This window comes from Pseudomonas putida, from assembly GCF_001976065.1.
Lineage (GTDB): Bacteria > Pseudomonadota > Gammaproteobacteria > Pseudomonadales > Pseudomonadaceae > Aquipseudomonas > Aquipseudomonas serbica.
The window spans coordinates 432,029-448,084 of sequence record NZ_MNAH01000004.1; the positions used below are offsets into that span (position 1 = coordinate 432,029).

Consider the following 16,056-nt stretch of genomic DNA (forward strand, 5'->3'; position numbering starts at 1 on the left):
CATGTTGCCTGAAGTCACCCAATTCGAAGACACCGTCACGCTGGTCAGCGACACCGGCATCCAGTTCATGGATTTCGCCCTGCGCCTGGATCCCCGCAAGGAACCGGCAGGCGAGTTCGCACCGATGATCAGTGGGCTGATCTGCCGCCTGGCGTACAACGAAGAGAAAGACTTCTTTTTCTACGAGCCCGAACCGGAAAAGGTCGAAAAAGCCAAACCTGCGTTCAGCGTCGACATGAAAAGCAGCCTCGATCTGCTCGACGGTATCTGGCTGCCGACCCCGTTTTTCCGCTTCATGCCGCCCCATCGCTTCGATGAAGGTCCGACGAACTGGTCGCGCATGCGTCTGGTGAAGCTGGCGACACCCGATATCGACGGCAACACCCACCGCCTGACGATGGCCTTCGACAGCCGCGTGATGCCTAAGCGTGACGGCACTGCTTACCTGGCGCCAAACGAAGAAGACATCAGCTCCGGTGTGTCTTTCAAACTGGCGACCAAGGCCAGCGAAACCCGCTGGTTCCTGGCGCAGCCGTGGGTCAACGAGTGGCTGCTGGAAGTGTTCAACGAGGGCAATGCCCACCGTTCGCGCGCAGAACTGGACATCGATATCCGCTCCAACCATCACCTGGCGCACTACCTCAACTTGCTCAGCCTGTTGAGCACGCCGTCAGCCGCCCAGCAGTCGACAGCCCGGGCGAAAGTTGAAATCCCCGAACTGAAAGTGGTCGCCAACGACAGCAATGGCCTGGTCAAACCGATCCCGGTGGACCTGGTGCTGGACGTCGGCAACTCTCGCACTTGCGGTATCCTGATCGAAAACCACGGTCAGGCCGGCTCCGGGCTGAAGCAGAACTACGTGCTGGAACTGCGCGACCTGATCACGCCCGAACACACCTACAACCTGCCGTTCGAAAGCCGCGTGGAGTTCGCCCAGGCGTACTTTGGCAAGGACCACTGCTCGGTCAAGAGCGGCCGTCACGACGCGTTCCAATGGGCGACGATTGCCCGTGTCGGCAATGAGGCCAGCCGTCTGGCCAGCCGTCGTCGCGGCACCGAAGGCTCCACTGGGCTGTCCAGCCCGAAACGCTACCTGTGGGACGAAAACGCCTATGGCCACGGCTGGCGCTTCAACTGCTCGTACATCAAGACAGACAACGAGCCATACGCCACCGCCGCGCCGTTCTCGCATCTGATCAACGAAACCGGCGAGGCGCTTTACAGCCTTGAAGAGGACGATCGCCTGCCGGTGTTCATGCCGCGTTACTCACGCAGCTCGCTGATGACCTTCATGCTCGCCGAAGTGCTGGCCCAGGCGCTGTCGCAAATCAACAGCCCGGCCCAGCGCTCGCGCCAGGGTCACACCCGCGTGCCGCGCCAGCTCAACAGCATTACCCTGACCGTGCCGCCGGGCATGCCGCAGGCCGAGCGCAGCATCCTCAACGAACGCATGTTGCAAGCCATCGGCCTGGTGTGGAAAAGCCTCGGCTGGCATGCCGGCGAGGAAGATCCACATCAGGATCAGGCCGTCAGCCCGCGCACGCCGATCCCGAGTATCCGCGTGGAATGGGACGAAGCGTCCTGCGGCCAGCTGGTGTATCTATACACGGAGGTCAACGAGAATTTCGCCGGCCACCCGGAAGAGTTTTTTGACACCATCGCCCGGCCGGACAAGACCGATCGCCAACGCATCACCCTCGCGACCATCGACATCGGCGGGGGCACCACCGACCTGGTGATCACCGACTATCGCCTCGATCGCGCGGGCAATACCGGCAGCGGCAGCAACGTACACATCGTGCCCGAGCAGCGTTTTCGCGATGGCTTCAAAGTAGCCGGCGACGACATCCTGCTGGACGTGATTCAGGACTTCATCCTGCCAAGTTTTGAAAAAGCCTTGCAGAACGCTGGGGTAAAAGCCCCGGACTCGCTGATGTCACGGCTGTGCGGCGATGAATCGGTCAGTGCCCAGGACATGATCCTGCGCCAACAATTGAACCTCCAGGTGTTCGCCCCGCTGGGTCTGGCGCTGCTCAAGGCGTACGAGCATTACGATCCGCAAGTGCCGCAAGAAGTCACTCCGCAAAGCTACCGCCAATTGCTTGGTGACAACGCGATCAGCAAGAGCGTGCTCGACTACGTCAACGCCGCCGTGCGCCGCGATGTCGGCGGTCAGAGTGGTTTCGACCTGTATGCCGCACCGATCAGCTTCGACCTGCAAAAGCTCCACGCCGCCTTCCTCAACGACCAGATCAACATCACCAAGATCCTTGGTGCGCTGTGCGAGGTGGCCGCGCAGTACCCCTGCGATGTCTTGCTGCTGACCGGCCGCCCTTCTCGCCTGCCCGGCATCCAGGCGTTCATTCGCAAGGTGTTGCCACTGCCACCGGGACGCATTCTGGCGCTACAAAACTACCGCACCGGCGGCTGGTATCCGTTTCACAAGAACGGCCGGATCGACGACCCGAAAAGTACTGCCTCGGTCGGCGCCATGCTCTGCCTGTTGTGCGCCAACCACAGCGTGCCGAACTTCTACTTCCGTGCTTCGGCACTCAAGCCGTATTCGACGGTCAAGTACATCGGCGTCATCGACCTGAACAACGTGATCAAGGATGCGGATGTGCTGTACCGCGACATCCAGTCCGAAGACTACAAAATCAAGCTGCCGGAAATTGGCGTCGGCGACGCCGCCGACACGCCACAGCTGGAAATGCGCGGCGATCTGCGCCTCGGTTTCCGCCAGTTGGCCGCTGACCGCTGGGCCGCCTCGCCGCTGTATACCTTGCGGTTTACCAAGGCGGGTCGGGAGAAGTTCTCCCGCGCGATCGGTGAAAACGGCTGCGCGCCGCTGCTCAAGGTGCGGTTCGAGGTCAAACCGGCGGACAAATACACGCGCAAGCAGGATCTGGTCAGCGACCGCCTCTCGGTTCGCGACATAGAATCCAACAGCAACAACGTCAACTTCAACCCGCGCAGCGACCTCGAACTGGAACTTAACACCATGCTCGACGCCGGCCTGAGCGAGACCAAGTACTGGCTCGACAGTGGAAGTGTGAAACGCAAATGAACGACCTGACCCCCGATCAAACTCAGCTCTCTGCCAGTTGGGCCGCTGTTTATGAAGGCGCCGGTCAGGCGCTGGACTGGATTGACCAGACGCGCGGCAATGCGCCGCGCCTGGACAGTGAAGCCGACAACCTGAACATCCGCCTGCACCGCGCCCGCAACCTGGCCCAAAGCCTCGGTCGCGTGGCCTGCACGCCGATGACCATTGGCTTTTTCGGCTTGTCCCAGGCCGGCAAGTCCTACCTGATTTCGGCCCTCGCCGCCGGTCAGAACGGCAAACTGGAAACCGAGTTCGGCGACCAGCGCCTGGACTTCATCAAACACATCAACCCGGTGGGTGGTGGCAAGGAGGCCACCGGTCTGGTAACGCGCTTCAGCCGTCGGGCAACGGAAAGTCAGGACAAGGACTTCCCGGTAGAACTCACCCTGTTCAAGGAAATCGAGCTGGCGAAGATTCTCGCCAACGCCTGGTTCAAGGATTTCGACCTTGAACGCATTTCCTACGAGATCGACGAAGAGCGCATCCAGCGCGTGCTCAAACCGTTCGAAGGTCGCGAAACCGGGCCGCTGCAAACGGGGGTCAATGCCGACGATCTGGTGTCGCTGTGGGATTACCTACGCGACAACTTCCGCAACTCGGTGAAGAAGCTTGAGCACCTGTACTGGCCCAAAGCGTTGCAACTGGTGCCACGCCTGAATTTCCAGGAACGGGCCGAGCTGTTTTCGATCCTCTGGGGTGAGCAACGCGAGTTGACCCGCGTGTACCAGCAACTGGCTGGCGCACTGCACAAGCTGGGCCTGCCCGAGACCGTGTTCGCACCGTTGAAGGCCTTGGTGAGTTTCGAAAACGACGCCTACAGCCAGCGCGACAGCATCATGAACGTCGACATCCTCGAACGCTTCGGCAGCCCGCTGGACTTGCCGATCGATGTTCGACCGCTGGCAGGCGATCGCCTGCAAAACAGTCAGGCGATTCCCGTCGCGCAACTGGCGGCACTGACCGCCGAAATGACCTTTCGCCTGATCGAAGCGCCGGTGGATGACATCGTCAATCAGGTCGACTTGCTTGACTTCCCCGGTTATCGCGGACGCCAGAAACTGCACGAGATCGCCGATTCCAACGACCCGCAATCCACCGCCAAGGACAACTCGGTTTCCCAGCTGATCCTGCGTGGCAAGGTTGCCTATCTGTTCGAACGCTACACCGACAACCAGGAAATGAACGCGCTGGTGGTCTGCACAGGCACGACCAAGCAGAGCGACGTCAACGACGTGGGCCCGGTGCTGACCCGCTGGATCGAAAAGACCCAGGGCGCCGACTCGGCCGCTCGCAGCAAACGCGACACCGGTCTGATCTGGGCGTTGACCATGCTCGACCTGCGCATTACCAACTCCCTCAGCCTGACACCCGATCAGTACGACGAGAGCTGGAACGGCATGGTCAAGTTGACCATGCTGGAGCGCTTCGGCAGCCTGAGCTGGATGAACGATTGGGCCGGCACACCGTTCCAGAACACCTACCTGGTGCGTAAACCGCGCATGGACGCGGCGTTCATCGGGCAAGACGCGAGCGGTGCGGAAACCGGCCTCAATGCCATCTATCAGGAACGTGTCAGCGCGCTGGGCGCCAGCTTCGCCAGCAACGCCCTGGTGTGCAAACACATCAAGAACCCGGCCAACGCCTGGGCAGAGATGCTGCGCAACGATGACGGTGGCATCAGCCACTTCAGCGGCAGTTTCGAAGGCGTGGCCAATATCGAATTCAAATTGCAGCGCATCCGCGAGCAATTGAGCGAATGCCTCGAAGGCCTGACCACCCACGGCCTGAGCACTTGGTACCACGCTGACGACGACAGCGCCGCAGCCGCCAAGAAAGCCAAGGCGCAAATGATTCTGACGGGCCTGGGCCGTCGTCCGGCGGTGCTCGGTGAGTTGATCGATCAACTCGACATACCGAGCGAAGAGGTGCGCGACCTGTACCTCAGCGGCGTGTACGAAACCGATGACGAGCCGGTCGCGCAAGACGAACCGGTCGCCCCGACACCGAGCCAGAGCCTGTATGGCAACGACGCCGGTTTCGATTTCGATTTCAGTGACGACCTGAGCCATGAAGCGCCGGTCAGCAGTAAAACCGGCACCCCGGCGCCCGAGTTGCAAAGCAATGAACACCGTTTTGCCAAAGCGGCCTTCAAGGCCTGGATCGCACACCTTCGTGAACTGACCACCCGGCAAAGCCTGCTGAACCTGCTGGGGCTGGAAAAGCCCTTGCTGGAAGCGGTGGTCGATGAACTGATCACCGCCGGCTATCGCCAGGACTTGCCGGGGCAACTGAGCCGCGCCGTCCTCAAGCGAGCACAAAGTGGCGCGCGGCGCGATCAACTGGTCGAGCGCCAGGTACTGGAAGTGCAACGTGTACTGCGCGATTTCGTGTCCTGGTTCGGCTACCTCCAGACGCCGGTGAACGAGCGTCCAAACAGCCGCACCGGCGCCAAGGCACCATTGTTTTCGTTCTACACCGACATTGGCCCGGGGCAAGTCCCCGTGCTGCCGGCGCAACCGTCGAATCAGGCACAGCGGTATCTGGGCGACTGGCTCTCGGGCCTGGCCTACATCACGCAGGACAATGCCGGCCATGGTGCCGGACGTGAAATCACCCCTGAACAGAATGAACGGCTGGGCCAAGTGCTCACAGCCTTCGTAGCGAGATAAGCAATGCCCATTCGTGTCGACCTGCTCGCGTTAGAGCCCAATGTGCCTGGCCAGGCCCGCCTCACTGTAAAGAAATGGCAGGGTGGCGAGGAACAGCTGGAGTTTTCCATTCAGCGTAACCAGGACGGTTTTTATCTCCAGGACCACAAGGCCTGGAGCAACAATCCGTTCTGGTTCAAGGTCTCGCGTTTCAATCTTGCCACCAGTGGCGAAGCCCTGGAAACGCAGGTCGGCCCGGTCGTGGTCGACCCGCTGCTGGAAGGCGGCGCCAACTCGCAATTCCAGATCGAACTGCGCGAACAGAACCACGGACATGCCGATAAAGGCGTGGTTCGCCCAGGCGTTGGCTTGCTGCCGTCCACGGCCGGCGGCCAGACGCGCTCGACCTACGGCGGCGCGGAACTGACGGCGCCGAGCGTACCGGCACCGGATGTCCCGGAGATCCCGGATCTACCTGAACTGGTCCTGTCCACCGCCGAGCCCGAACTGGAGTTGGAGTCGGTGCTCACCGAGCCCGCCTACACGCCGCCTCCCCCACCGGTGAAGAAAAGCAACAAAGGCCTGATCGGTCTGTTGATTGTGGTGTTGCTGCTGGCAGCGGGCGCCGGATTCTGGTTCTACCAACGCACCCCGGCCCCTGCGGTTGCAGCCACTGCCGCCACACCCGCCAGCGCCGACCCTCAAGCCTGCACCCTCGACAGCATGAACAGCCTGCCCGAGTTGACCTTCGTCCAGACCTGCATCAAGGCCGCACCCGACAGCGCCAAGTTGCTGGAGATCATCAACCAGGCCAAGGCCGGTAAACACTGCGGCGTCGCCCAGCGCCTGTACGCCAACCGTGCCCAGGCCGGTGACGCGCTGATCGCCAACGCCTATGCCCGCGAATACGACCCTAAATACCTGAAGGCCAGCGAGTGCTTCCCGGCCGCGGACAACGCCACCGCCGCCTACTGGTATGAAACCATCCTCACCCAGGACCCGAACAACGCCGAAGCCAAACAGCGTTTCGAGGAGTTGCAGAAGTGATGCGCTCACCCCTGAGTCGATTCCTGCTGAGCGGTGCCGCCTTGCTCGCGCTGTGCATCAGCCCGCTGTCCCAGGCCGATGACAAACCGCTGATCCAGGCCGGTAAGAAAACCCTGTTCCAGCGCGTGCTGACCACACCGGGCTGCAAAATCAGCCCGACGGCGGGTGGTGCCGAGGGTGACGCACAACCGGTCTTCAGCCGCTTCTATGTGTACGAACGTGCGCAAGCGAAGAACGCCGAATGGCTGAAAGTCGGCCCCGACAGCTACGGCAAAACCATTGGCTGGCTGCCTGCCAGTTGCACCACCGACTGGAAGATGCAGCTGACACTGGCCTTCACCAACCCGGCCAACCGCGACCGGTTGCTGTTCTTCAAGGACCGCGCCACCGTCGAAGGCATCCTTGATGCACCGGACCCGGTCAGCAAAGTCGCGCCGCTGCGGGCCACACTGAAAAAAGGCCAGCAAGCACCGGGCGTGCTGGCTGAAGAACCGGAGTACTTCGTCGACCTGCAAAAGCAGTTCTACCTGCTACCGGTGCTCAGTGGCGAAGAGGTCATGACCGAAAGCGGCTTCCGCACGCGCCTGCTCAACGTCGCCTCCGTCAGCAAGCCGGATGACAAAAACGCCAAGGGCGGTGCTGCAACCAGCGCTGCCGGCAGCAAGGAAGCCGAAGAGAAAAAGGCCAACCAGCTGAAGGAATTCAGTGCGGCCGTAGTATTTGTCATCGACTCGACGATTTCGATGGACCCCTACATCGATCGCACCCGCGAGGCGATCCGCAAGGTTTACCAGAAGATCGAAGCGCAGAATCTCGGCAAGCAGGTCAAATTCGGCCTGGTGGCTTTCCGTTCCAATACCCAGGCAGTGCCGGGGCTGGAATACACCACCAAAATGTACGCCGACCCTACCAAGGTGAAAGACAGCGCCGACTTTTTCGCCAAGATCGCTGACCTCAAGCAGGCCACCGTGTCGAGCAGCAGCTTCGATGAAGACTCGTTTGCTGGCGTCATGGAGAGCATCGACAAGGTCGATTGGACTCAATTCGGCGCGCGCTACGTGGTGCTGATCACCGATGCGGGCGCCATAGAAGGCGACGACAAGCTGTCGAAGACCGGTTTGAGCGCCGCGCAGGTGCGCATGGAAGCCGCCAATCCGGGCGTGGCGATTTACACCCTGCACTTGAAAACCCCGGCCGGGGCCAAGGACCACGCCAAGGCGCAGGCGCAGTACCAGAACCTGTCGACCTACCCGGGCACCAACACCTCGCTGTACTACCCGGTGAACGCTGGCGATGTGCAGGAATTCGGGCGCAAGGTGGACGCCCTGGCCGGGGCGATCACTACACAGGTCAAAGCCGCCTACATGGGCGAAGACGCCATCGGCAGCGCGGCGAACGCCAAGCAGGACCCGGCCGAGAAGAAAATGCTCGAAGACGCGGCGCTGATCGGCCATGCCATGCAACTCGCCTATCTCGGCGAGAAGACCAACAGCAAGGCCCCGCCGGTGTTCAAGGCGTGGATCACCGACCGCGACCTGATCAAGCAGAACATCCCGACCACCGATGTGCGGGTGCTGCTGACCAAATCGCAGCTCAGCGATTTGAGCGACGTGATGAAAAAAATCCTCGATGCCGCCAACGAAGGCCTGATTTCACCCACGGAAATGTTCGATCGCCTGCGCACAGTGGCGGCGACCATGGGCGCCGATCCCAATCAGCTCAAGCAAAACAGTAACGCCAAACTGGCGGACATGGGCGTGCTCGGCGAGTACCTCGAAGACCTGCCCTACCAGAGTGAAGTGCTGAACCTGGATGAAGAGACCTGGAAGAGCTGGGACGGTCTGGCGCAAGAGAAATTCATCCGCACGCTGAACACCAAACTGCGGCATTACCAGCGTTACAACGCCGATGTCGACCGTTGGGTGGCTTTAGCCAAGGACAGCGATGCGCGGGACAACGTGTACCCCGTGCCACTCGAAATGATGCCTTAACGAGACGCTGATGCTCGATATCAAGAACCTGCTGGTGCGCCGTGGTGAAGGCGCGCTGGCTCATCACGTACGCCTGCCGCATTTGCAGGTCGGTGCCGGGGAAATCCTCGCCATCACCGGTGAAAGCGGCAGCGGCAAAAGCACGTTGCTCGAAGCCATCGGCCTGTTACTCGCGCCGGTGGAACTCGAGCGCTTTCGGCTGGGCGCGGCGCACGCTCAAGATATCGCCCATCTGCTGGCGACTGACGACCAGCCTGCTCTTGCAGCGGTGCGTTCACGACATCTGGGCTTCATTTTGCAGAGCGGCGGCTTGCTGCCGTTCCTGAGCGTGCGCGACAACATCAGCCTGCCGCGTCGCTTGCTCGGCATGTCGACCAAGAGCGAGCACATCGACCACGCCGTTGACGTGTTGCGCCTGCAAGGGTTGCTGGATAAACAACCGCAGGCCTTGTCGATCGGCGAACGCCAGCGCGTGGCCTGCGTTCGGGCAATTGCCCATGAACCGTTGCTGCTGTTGGCCGACGAGCCGACCGCCGCGCTCGACCCTCACAGTGCCCGGCGTTTGTTCGAGTTGCTGCTGAGCCTGGTGTCCAGCATGGGTCTTAGTGCACTCATTGTGTCCCATGACTGGGCCTTGCTGAAGGATTTCGGCTTACCTCGTCTCGGCGCTATCAGCCATCAGGGAGAGACTCTGTTTGAACCGATGGATTGATCGCTTGCGCCTGCTGGGCTCACTGGCGCTGCAAGACCTCTGGCACGACCGCAAGGTCTCGCTGTGCATCGCCGCCTCCCTGGTGGCGGTGATTGCCCCGTTGTTGCTGCTGTTCGGGCTCAAGCACGGGGTGGTCAGCCAGTTGCAGGACGAACTGCTGCGCGACCCGCGCAACCTTGAAGTGAAGATGCTCAGCAACGGCAACTACGACACGGCCTGGATCGAGCGTTTGCGCCAGCGCCCCGAAACCGGTTTTGCCCTCGGCCAGACCCGCTCGCTCAATACCCAGGCTGATCTAGTGATCGGCATGCAACGTTTTGTCGAAGGAGCGGAAATCATCGCCACCGAGCCGGGCGACCCACAACTGAACCTGGCGTCACTCAACCCCGTCGGCAATCAAGTGATCCTCAGCGCCAGTGCAGCACAACGCTTGCAGGCCAAGGTCGGCGACAGCGTGCAGCTGCGCGCCTTGCGTCGCCTGGAAGGGGTCAATGAACGCGGCGAGATGACGCTGACGGTACTGGCCGTGCTCGACGGTGCCCGCTTCGGTCGCGCGGCCGGGTTTGTCGCCCCGCCGCTGCTGCTGGACCTGGAACGCTTTCGCGACGGTTATCAGGTCATCGGGTTCGGTGTGACCACCGGCAAGCCTCAGGGTAATCTACAACCACTGTATGCCCGCGCCCGCGTGTATGCGCGCAACATCGATCAGGTCGCGCCGCTGGAACACTGGCTCAACGAACAGCACATCGAAACGTCTAGCCGGCTGGCTGACATCGATAACGTCAAAGCCATCAACCATGTGCTGGGGCTGATCTTCGGTGTAATCGCCATGGCGGCGCTGATCGGCTGCGTGGCGTCAATGGTCGGGGCGTTCCTGGCCAACATCGACCGTAAACGCAAAAGCCTGGCAGTCCTGCGCCTGCTGGGTTTCAAGCGCCGGGCCGTCGGCGGTTTTGTGGTCCTGCAAGCGCTGGTGCTGAGCCTGGCCGGCTACATTGGCGGGCTGGGGTTTTATGCCGTGGGCAGTCATTTGTTCGACTACTTGCTCGGCAGCAGCCAGACCACCGGCACCTTCGTTTGCCACATCACTGTCTGGCATGGCCTGGCCGCCCTGCTCCTGACCTTTTTGGTCGCTGCACTGGTGGCCATGATCGGCGCCCTGCGAGCGATCAACATCCAACCTGCGGAGAGTCTGCGTGAGCTATAAACGTTTTGGCTTGCTGTTACCCCTGACCCTCGGCTACTTGCTCGACGCCTCGGCGGCGGGCTGGGAAGAGAAGTATTACAACCCGATGCCCGAGGCTGGCGACGTCGTGCTGCCGATGCCCTGCGAAGGCTCGATGGTGTTTCGCAAGGTGTTCATTCCGGTCACCGGTCCGCTGGATGACTACCCGATCAACATCGGTCAGGACGGTGCGGAATACGGCTATGTCGAACAGACCCGGCCAACATTCATCGCTGGCAGTTTCACCGGGGCCAAGAACGACAAATCCCGCTACTACCTGATGGCCAAGTACGAGATGAGTCAGTTGCAATACGCCGCGCTGACCGAAGCAACCTGCCCCACCGCCGCCACCAAGATGCGCTTGCCGCAAACGTCGGTGAGCTGGGTGCAAGCCATCGACGCCGCCGACAAGTACAACCTGTGGCTGCGCAAAAATGCCGCCGGCAAGCTGCCCAAGGAAGACGGTGCGCTAGGCTTCCTGCGCCTGCCCACCGAAGTCGAATGGGAGTTCGCCGCGCGCGGCGGGCTTGAAGTCAGTGCCGCTGAATTTCGCGATACGCACTACCCGATGCCGGAAGGCATCAATGCCTACGAGTGGTTCGCCGGGGCGCAATCGTCCAACGGCAAAGTACAATTGAGCGGACTGCAAAAGCCCAATCCGCTGGGCTTGCATGACATGCTCGGTAACGTCAACGAAATGATGTTCGAGCCGTTTCGCCTGAACAAACTCGACCGCCAGCATGGTCAGGCCGGCGGCTATGTCGTGCGTGGCGGCAATTACCTGACGGCGCAGGCCGACCTGCGTACGGCATTGCGTCAGGAAGAGCCGTATTACAACGCCGAAGGTCAGGTGAAAAACAAAACCACCGGCCTGCGACTGGTACTGGTCTCCCCGACCCTCACCTCTCGCGAAAGGGTTGCCAGTATCGAAAGCAGCTGGAAGAAACTCGGCACCGGCAGCAAGGAAGCCGAATCCGCCGATAAAGGCACCGTGCAATCCCTGAACAACCTCGCCTCGGGCGTCGAAGACAAAGCGCTCAAGGAAAAGCTCCAGGCCCTGGAAAACCTGCTGCGCGCCAGCAACCAGCAGCAGGAAGAAACCCGCGACCAGGCGATCCGCGCCAGCCTCAACCTGGGTGCGTTCCTGTGCACCAAGATGCTCGACGACGGCCAGTACGTGGACTTCCTGCAAAAGAACTACAAGCTCAATTGCGAAGGCGCGGACAAAGACGCCAGTTGCGATATGCGTAAAGGAAAGCTCGAGGAGCAAAAGGATCGCCTGCACAAACTCAGCCGTTACTACGCCAGCAGCCTGGTGGAATCGGCTACCTTGTACGGCCAGCCACTGCTTGAAACACAAGTCCCGGTAATGGAAGAAATCCTCACCCGTAACAAACAGCTGCAAGACCTGAAACCTTACTTGCGCACCCACTGGGCCAATCAGAAAGCGTTTCTGCAAAAGCAGAGAATCGATACTGAAGCCTGGTTGAACAGCTGCAAAACCGTCAGTCAATAACAACGCGTCAACACCGTTACGTAGGAGTTTCACCATGTCGCGCAGCCTTTGGACTCGCTTCAAGCTACAGATCGCTTTCGTAGTCGCCGGCAGCCTGCTAATGACCGGATGCGCCAACACTGGCAGCTCTATGCTCGGCGAAGGCGACGGTGCCGACCCGCGCCTGACCCAAGGCAATGACGCAGAGTTCTTCAGCAAGTCCGGATACCAGGCCTGCGCCGTTGGCGCCGGTGTGGGCATCCTCGCTTGTGCGCTGTCCAACAGCAGCAACAAAACCGTGTGCGTCATCGCCGCCGGCATTACCGCGTGCGGCGTGGCCATGGGCGCGAACTATTACCTGGATCAACGTCGCGCCGAATACGCCGACACCACCACCCGTTTGGCGAAGATGAACAGCGACGTCGAACAAGACACGCAGAAGGTGATCGCCCGTACCGCGACCGCTCAGCAAGTGATCAAAGATGATCAGGCACAAATCGCCCAGATCAAAAAGGACATCGCCAACAAAAGAGTCGACAAGAGCCAAGCTCAGGCGCAAATCGCCGGGATCGATTCGGACATCGCGCGCCTGCGTAAAGACCTGGCCAACATGCGTACCAAAGTCACCGAGTACCGCAAAGTGGCAGACGCCGAGCGTTCACAAGGTAGCAGCGCCGAGATCAGGCAGGTGGACATGAACATTCAGAGAATGAACCAGAAAGTCGTCAGCCTGCAGAAGGAAGTCGACGCTCTGTACAGCCAACGCTCCGCAATCACACTGGGCTAAGCGCATGACACTACGACAACTGATAGTCATCACTGCCGTCCTGGGCCTGAGCGGTTGCGCGACCCAGCCCGGCGAGTGCGATGCGACCAATCGCGACAGCAGCATGCTGACCAAGATGAACTGCGACTACTCCGGTGGTTACAGCGATCAGGTCAAGCAGAAGGAACAGACTCTGAGCGAGTCCCGTCAGCAAAACGCAATGTTCCATCAGGTGTACGAGAACATTCAGGCCCAGCAGCTCAGCACCAAGACCGATCTGGCCAGCCAGCAGAAATCCCAGGCGGCGCTGAATCAGTCGCTGGCGCAACTGCTGAACTCGCTCAAGGCTCGGCGTGGCAATGAAGCCCAGGTGCAGAAGCAGATTGCCGATCTCGAGAAGCAGCTCAAGGCTTCGCAAGCGGCGCCAACAACCAAATCAACACCCGCGACACTGGCGGCCAAGCAACAAGAGCTGAAAGCGTTGCAGAAGAAGGTCAATCAGCTGCAATTCAGCCTCGGCTACGAAGAGTAACTTTTCACCCCGCAGGGCATCCCGACGGATGCCTGCACTTTTTCAGGAATCGTCGTCATGCAGCGGGTCATCAGGGATGCGCAAGCCACATCGGAGGGGATGAGTGCGCTGCAAGCCAAAGTCGCCCTCATCCAGAAACACTTTCCGCCGACCGTCGCCAGTCTGTTTGCTATCCCGCGGATGGGCAGCGGCGACGTGCTGGAATGGTGGACCGAACTGGGTGGCCAACCCACGCCCTATGCCGACCTCAACGAGGATGCGCAACGACGCTTGCTGGAGACCTATGAAGTGCGCCAGACGTCCCTCGGACAGCTGGCGGACGAACTGCAAAATCGCGGTCAACCAACGGAAGCGGACGACCTGCGCAGCCTGCTCGGCGCGCCTGAGCTGGACAAACTCTACAGCCTCAACGGTGAGCCTCTGGTGGTGCGCTGGAACCAGCGCCCGCCCAAACCGATCGTGCCGCCGGTGGTTCCTGTGGTACCGGTCGTACCGCCGTCGCGGCGTGGCTGGTGGCTCGCGGCGGCCTTGCTTGCACTGCTGTTGCTGCTTCTGGCGCTTTGGCTCTGGTGGTTCCTGCACCGTGAGCCGGTTGTCGTGGCTCCTCCGGTAGCGCCTGTGGCGCCGGTGGTGACACCCGTTGAGAAACCGGTTGAGAAGCCGGTTGAACCTGTCCCCGAACCTGTCGTGGAACCAGAACCGAAACCTGCTCCGGTACCAGAACCCACACCAGAACCGGTGCCAGAGCCCAAGCCTGTCCCGCCACCCAAACCGGCACCGGAACCCAAGCCGATCCCGCCACCCAAACCGGTTCCACCACCAAAACCGGTAGTGGCTGCCCCGCCACCACCGCCACCGGCCCCGACGCTGGACAACTTCGCATGCCGTAAAAATGCGCCGGCCGCAGAGGTCCCGCAATTCGTGGTGGTGCTCGACACCTCGGGTTCGATGAACCTGAACATCAAGTCAGTGAAAGCCGACGAGGACTGGTTCTTCGGTAGTGGTGACCTCAACAAGCTCATGGACCCGAATCGCTACATGCGTCTCACCGCCAAACCCAGCCGCATGGACGTCGCCAAAGACTCGCTGGCCGGCATGATCAACGGGCTGGACCCGAAGATCGACACACGCCTGATCACCTTCGCCGGCTGCGAAAGAACACCGGACCGGGGTGTGTTCAAGTTCGGCGACCGCCCGCGGCTGATCAATGGCATTCGAGGTCTGGTTCCGGACGACGGCACGCCGCTGGCCGACAGCCTGGCCCACGCGGCGAGTACCGTCGACGGGCGCAATAACGATGCAGTTATCGTAATGTTTGTCGACGGTGAGGACGGTTGCGGGCAGGACGTTTGCGCGGTATCCCGTCGAATCGCCAGGGAACAACCGCGCCTGCGGGTCAACGTGGTGAAAATCGGTGCTGGCGGCCCGTCACGCTGTATCGCTGAAAACACCGGTGGCCGGGTTTACAACAGCACCAATGCGGCTGAACTGGGCAGCCTGTTGAAACAGGCGAGCAAGGAAGTGTCCAGCAGTGCCAAGTGCAATTAGCTTGGGGACAGATCCGAAATTGAGGTGAGCCCATCGCGAGCCGGCTTGCCCGCGATGATTCAGCGCAGGTGCTCGACCGCCGGTAACTCCATGGCCCGAACCTCACCCAAGAGAAAAACGCTGAGGCGGCGCAAACGCTCACCTCCGGGGCGGGCTTTCGGCCAGACCAGGTAATAATTCTCACCGCTGGCGACCGCCGTCGGCCACGGCAAACTCAGACGTCCCTGCGCAACATCCTCAGCCACCATCAACAAATCGCCCATGGACACGCCATAGCCTCGGGCGGCGGCGATCATCCCTAGCTCCAACGTGTCGAACACCTGGCCGCCCTTGAGTGAGACTTGATCGGTCAGGCCCATGCGCTCCAGCCAACTGCGCCAATCGCGACGGTCGGGCGTTGGGTGTAGCAGTTCGGTGCTGGCCAGGCGTGCGACGTCCCAAGGCTGATCGTTCAGAAGATTAGGCGCGCCCACCGGAATCAGTTCCTCTGGAAATAACAAAGTAGCCTCCCAGTCCGGCGGGAAGTGCCCGTTGCTGAGGATCACGGCGCAATCGAACGGTTCCTGATTGAAGTCCACCGAGTCGACGTCCATCCAGGCGCTGGTCAATTGCACCTCGTTCCCCGGCTGCAGATGGCGGAAGCGACTGAGCCGCGCCAGCAACCAGCGCATGGTCAGGGTCGATGGGGCTTTCATGCGCAGGATGTCGTCTTCGGCGCGCAAGGTATTGCAGGCTCGCTCCAGGGCGGTGAAGCCTTCGCGAATGCCGGGTAGCAGCAAGCGGGCTGACTCGGTCAACTGCAGGTTGCGCCCACTGCGGTGAAACAAGCGACAGGCAAAATGCTCTTCGAGCGTACGGATATGCCGACTCACTGCACTTTGGGTAATCGACAGTTCTTCTGCGGCTCGGGTAAACGACGTGTGTCGCGCCGCCGCTTCGAATGCGCGCAGGGCATATAAAGGAGGAAGACGACGCGACATCAGGAA

General features: G+C 61.0%; 11 protein-coding genes. 10 read left to right on the forward strand and 1 reads right to left on the reverse strand.

Annotated features, from left to right (window positions below; all coding sequences use genetic code 11):
- The first annotated feature begins 1 nt into the window (after position 1).
- From BKX96_RS17250 to BKX96_RS17295, 10 genes are read left to right on the forward strand one after another with little or no spacing between them, the layout of a single operon-like run.
- A complete protein-coding gene (locus BKX96_RS17250) occupies positions 2–3,067 on the forward strand; it encodes a virulence factor SrfB (RefSeq protein ID WP_046818500.1) in 3,066 nt (1,021 codons plus the stop codon).
- Positions 3,064–5,775, forward strand: a complete 2,712-nt coding sequence (locus tag BKX96_RS17255) for a putative virulence factor (RefSeq protein WP_077184890.1) — start codon at positions 3,064–3,066, stop codon at positions 5,773–5,775. Before BKX96_RS17250 ends, BKX96_RS17255 begins: the two co-directional genes overlap by 4 nt.
- 3 nt (positions 5,776–5,778) lie before the next feature.
- Positions 5,779–6,801: a hypothetical protein gene (locus BKX96_RS17260; RefSeq protein ID WP_077184894.1), complete on the forward strand. Its 1,023-nt coding sequence runs from the start codon at positions 5,779–5,781 to the stop codon at positions 6,799–6,801.
- On the forward strand, positions 6,801–8,792 hold the full coding sequence (locus BKX96_RS17265) for a vWA domain-containing protein (RefSeq protein WP_080957060.1): 1,992 nt from the start codon (positions 6,801–6,803) through the stop codon (positions 8,790–8,792). Before BKX96_RS17260 ends, BKX96_RS17265 begins: the two co-directional genes overlap by 1 nt.
- A gap of 10 nt (positions 8,793–8,802) precedes the next feature.
- A complete protein-coding gene (locus tag BKX96_RS17270; RefSeq protein WP_077184897.1) occupies positions 8,803–9,504 on the forward strand; it encodes an ABC transporter ATP-binding protein in 702 nt (233 codons plus the stop codon).
- Positions 9,488–10,711 (forward strand): ABC transporter permease, encoded by a 1,224-nt coding sequence (locus BKX96_RS17275; RefSeq protein ID WP_077184900.1) that lies wholly within the window; start codon positions 9,488–9,490, stop codon positions 10,709–10,711. Before BKX96_RS17270 ends, BKX96_RS17275 begins: the two co-directional genes overlap by 17 nt.
- The gene (locus tag BKX96_RS17280; protein ID WP_077184902.1) at positions 10,701–12,245 is read left to right on the forward strand and encodes an SUMF1/EgtB/PvdO family nonheme iron enzyme; all 1,545 of its coding nucleotides are present in this window, start codon (positions 10,701–10,703) and stop codon (positions 12,243–12,245) included. The genes BKX96_RS17275 and BKX96_RS17280 overlap by 11 nt, the downstream gene beginning before the upstream one ends.
- A 34-nt stretch (positions 12,246–12,279) precedes the next feature.
- A complete protein-coding gene (locus BKX96_RS17285; protein WP_046818506.1) occupies positions 12,280–13,011 on the forward strand; it encodes a hypothetical protein in 732 nt (243 codons plus the stop codon).
- 4 nt (positions 13,012–13,015) lie between these two features.
- On the forward strand, positions 13,016–13,522 hold the full coding sequence (locus tag BKX96_RS17290; RefSeq protein ID WP_046818507.1) for a hypothetical protein: 507 nt from the start codon (positions 13,016–13,018) through the stop codon (positions 13,520–13,522).
- Between the two features lie 57 nt (positions 13,523–13,579).
- Positions 13,580–15,070, forward strand: coding sequence for a vWA domain-containing protein (locus BKX96_RS17295; protein ID WP_046818508.1), 1,491 nt, complete (start codon positions 13,580–13,582; stop codon positions 15,068–15,070).
- Positions 15,071–15,129: 59 nt separating this feature from the next.
- On the opposite strand, the gene BKX96_RS17300 is transcribed toward BKX96_RS17295, so the two are convergent.
- Positions 15,130–16,050, reverse strand: a complete 921-nt coding sequence (locus BKX96_RS17300; protein ID WP_077184905.1) for a LysR substrate-binding domain-containing protein — start codon at positions 16,048–16,050, stop codon at positions 15,130–15,132.
- Positions 16,051–16,056: the final 6 nt, after the last annotated feature.